Raw genomic sequence first — 1,163 nt, forward strand, 5'->3', positions numbered from 1 at the left:
TTTACCGCCGCTTGCTTGTGGCCGATGTGAACCAGCAGAACAGAATCGGCGTGATGTTGATTATGCTGGTGTTTTTGCGTAATACCGAATTGCGGGGCGGTATGTGGGCAGAAATCGACTTCAAGGCTAAGTTATGGCGCGTTCCGGCCGAAAGAATGAAGCGGCCAAGACCGCATGAAGTTCCATTGTCGGATTGGACAATTGAGCTATTGCAAGAGCTACACAGCTTAACCAGCCAAACGCCCTACCTGTTACACAGGCAAAGCTACTTACCAAGCATCAAGTAAGTGAGACTGAAGTTATTGAAGCATTTAGTAATAGGAAAAACGGGTTTTGGAGGATAGTAGGGCAGAAAACCAAACTATACCCCCTACACAATGGTTTATTGCCGAAGCAAACAGAGGCAGATTGTTGAAAATTGTATTTATTAACGACTTTAATAATGGCCGGATTGTATTAAAAACTGCGTATGAGGCCAACAGCGAAGAAATACGCATTTACAACAAATACGCATAAGAAAACACCAACATGACAAACCCTAAATTCTATGACGATGTAGAGAAATGGGAAAACCGCGAGTTTGGCGCAGATGAAGCATATGTAAAAAAATCTGCTTTAACAGGCGAAGTTCTAGATGCCGCATTAGGCTTGAAGCCTATATCAATTCGTTTGCAACAAGACATGATCGATGACTTAAAAGCCATTGCCTCACTACATGGTATTGGCTACCAGCCGCTGATTAAGCAAATTTTGGCACGCTTTATTGAGGGCGAGCAAAAGATGCTGGCAAACGAAATGATACGCGAAACCCTGAAAGAGCGTCGGAAGAAGCAAGAAGCCAAGACGCAGGCTGCATAGGAAATGCAAAATTTTGCTATGCAATACAGCAAAGCGGTTTAACTGAAAATAAACCTGCATAAACACCAGCAGCCCCACTGGTGTTTTTTATTACCATTGTGGCCGATATGCCCCGTAATCGAGGCCAACACCCTAAGAGCCGCCTTAGATAAAATCATATATTATTTATATAATTATTGGGGCTGTATTAGATTAGCCTTAAATATCACACCAAATTCGCAAGATTTTAAGTTGCTCTTTTGGTGTACCAAAGTTAAAACGAAATTCGCATTCTTTCAAGAATAAAGGGAAAGATTTTCGGTCAA

Annotated in this window: 2 protein-coding genes and 1 pseudogene; 2 read left to right on the plus strand and 1 reads right to left on the minus strand. The window is 42.0% G+C overall.

Going from position 1 to position 1,163, the window contains the following annotated elements; all coding sequences use genetic code 11:
• Together ACEPPX_RS11805 and ACEPPX_RS11810 are read left to right on the plus strand one after the other, a co-directional pair.
• On the plus strand, positions 1–287 hold a 287-nt coding region (locus ACEPPX_RS11805), incomplete at its 5' end, for a tyrosine-type recombinase/integrase (RefSeq protein ID WP_416624199.1).
• A gap of 241 nt (positions 288–528) precedes the next feature.
• The gene (locus tag ACEPPX_RS11810; RefSeq protein WP_416624200.1) at positions 529–858 is read left to right on the plus strand and encodes a hypothetical protein; all 330 of its coding nucleotides are present in this window, start codon (positions 529–531) and stop codon (positions 856–858) included.
• A gap of 198 nt (positions 859–1,056) precedes the next feature.
• Here ACEPPX_RS11810 and ACEPPX_RS11815 read toward each other — a convergent pair.
• A pseudogene (locus tag ACEPPX_RS11815) lies at positions 1,057–1,163 on the minus strand (IS1595 family transposase); the annotation flags it as partial.

Origin of the sequence: Neisseria sp. S1 (assembly GCF_048060015.1) — a bacterium.
GTDB lineage: Bacteria > Pseudomonadota > Gammaproteobacteria > Burkholderiales > Neisseriaceae > Neisseria > Neisseria arctica.

Excerpts from the sequence above, each read along its gene's own strand:
- ACEPPX_RS11810 (WP_416624200.1), top strand. The coding sequence starts at position 529 with ATGACAAACCCTAAATTCTATGACGATGTAGAGAAATGGGAAAACCGC.